This window comes from Vibrio sp. 10N.261.52.A1, assembly GCF_002876325.1.
In the GTDB taxonomy this organism is placed as follows: Bacteria; Pseudomonadota; Gammaproteobacteria; order Enterobacterales; family Vibrionaceae; genus Vibrio; species Vibrio chagasii.
The window spans coordinates 1-1,882 of record NZ_MCYD01000576.1 but is presented as its reverse complement, the minus strand read 5'-3'; the positions used below and the strand labels follow the sequence as shown (position 1 = coordinate 1,882).

The 1,882-nt window shown below is 44.7% G+C and carries 2 protein-coding genes and 1 pseudogene; all 3 read right to left on the bottom strand.

What is annotated here, in order from left to right:
- Positions 1–94: 94 nt before the first annotated feature.
- Positions 95–598 (bottom strand): type VI secretion system contractile sheath small subunit, encoded by a 504-nt coding sequence (tssB, locus tag BCT81_RS09365; protein ID WP_086713378.1) that lies wholly within the window; start codon positions 596–598, stop codon positions 95–97.
- Between the two features lie 19 nt (positions 599–617).
- Complete coding sequence (locus BCT81_RS09360) at positions 618–1,139, bottom strand: type VI secretion system tube protein Hcp (RefSeq protein ID WP_086713379.1); 522 nt, start codon at positions 1,137–1,139, stop codon at positions 618–620.
- Between the two features lie 31 nt (positions 1,140–1,170).
- Positions 1,171–1,882, bottom strand: a pseudogene (locus BCT81_RS09355) (hypothetical protein); the annotation flags it as partial.

The following is a 1,882-nucleotide window of genomic DNA, read 5'->3' as shown; positions in this document are numbered from 1 at the left end:
GGAGTTTGAGTGGTAGCTTCAATCGCACGGTCTAGAAAGCTCAGTGAGCCTTCAGCAGCTTCCGGTTGCGCTTGATTTTCAGTTTCAGTACTCATTACTCAGCTCCTTCTTCTTTAATGCCAAGCTCATCAGAAAGAGCATTGATCGTATCTGCACTTTGTAGAACTTCTTTCAGCAGTTTCTCTAGGTCACGAGAACGATCGGCTTTAGAAAGAAGTACCTTCAGTTGATTGCGGGTTTCGACAAGTTTCTTAAGCGGTTCAACCTGTTCGATGATCGCTTCAGGTTCGAAGTCTTTCATTGAATCGAACTTAAGGTTCGCTTCAAATTGGCTGTCATCGCCAGCAAGTACGTTATCTACTTTTAGGGATAGTTCAGGGCCAACGCGCTTCATTACTGTGTCGAAGTTGTCTTTATCAACGTTGTAGAAGGTACGATCTTCCACTTCTTCTTTGTCTTGTTTATGGCCTGAGTAGTCACCAATAACCCCAACAACAAAAGGGAGCTCTTTGGTTTCTACAGCGCCATTAGTCTCAACGTCATAGGTAATACTTACGCGGTTCTTACTTACGCGTTTATGTTGGGAATTTAGTGCCACGGTAACTCTCCTTGTTTAATTACTTAGCAGTCGAAGTGACTTTAGCTGTAGTAGCATCGAAGCCAACCTCAGGGCCTTTCTCGATCTTACCGCCGTCTGCTTCAATGTAGTAAGCCTTAGAAATCTCGGTGTAGGTTAAGCTGAAAGATTCGCTGGGAAGGGAACCGTCAGTACCTGACATGTTATAGCTAGACATACGAGCCATTTTTAGCGTTAGAATTAGGTATGGATCAGCACCAGAACCTTCACGGTTTGGTTTTGTCATCACGATTTCAACGGTGCGACCTTCTGGACCTGGCGCGTATAAGAATGTGGTTAGATGTGGTGTTGCACCATCACAGCCACGAGTCATGTTGACTTCACCAAGAGCAACCATACCTTGGTCCGCATTGTTCGCATTACCTACATCGATACCAACACCACGAACAGCGCTCCAAGAAATACTATCAAGAGCAAAGAAACCATCTTTGCCACCGATTTTTTCTACGGTTGCTGCACCTTTTGGTGTCGTACCATCAATTCTCATAAAAATAGAAGCCATTACTTTCTCCTTGCTGACGCATTAATGTGCTTTACCACTCAAAATCTTGCAGGCTGCTCGATGATGAGTCGGAAGTAGATTCAGATGTTTGGTTTGTATCTGTGGTGCTATTTGAACTATCGGGAACTGACGTTACATCCGCTGGCTCTTCAATAGTCGGTTTTGCTGGCGGAGTTGCCTCCGGAGCAGAAGTCATTACAGGAACCGATTTACCTGACAAATCCATCTTGTCTAGGTTGTCCATTCCGGTCATTTGATTGATTTGGGCAATCACATTTTGTTCATTGCCAATCATCTCTTGGAGCAACTCAGGAAAGCTCATATATCCCCAACGAATAGAGCGCTCGAGTAAGAATGCGATAGGACTATGAGGCTCAGTCTCTTTAAAGTATTCGGCGATCTTTCTAATCTCTTGGAAGGCATGATCACGATTCACAATACCGTTGATGCACGATACGTTCTGCACGATAGCTTGATTCTGAGTTACCTGAACATTTGACGCATGAGATTGTGCTTGGTTTGTTTGGGCTGCTTGCCCGAAATCTTGGCTGACTGTTGTTGCTGAATTAGTGTCATTGGAGGCCACATCACCTTTTTCAAATGCCGCAGGTATCGAATCGCTTTCTGCTATGACTTCTGACGAGGCTTTGAGCACATGTAAATCGTCATCTAAAGGCCAAGGTGTGAATTTTTCACCCACTAGGAAGTGTATCGCCTTGATGAGGTCACGAACGTTGGCCTTG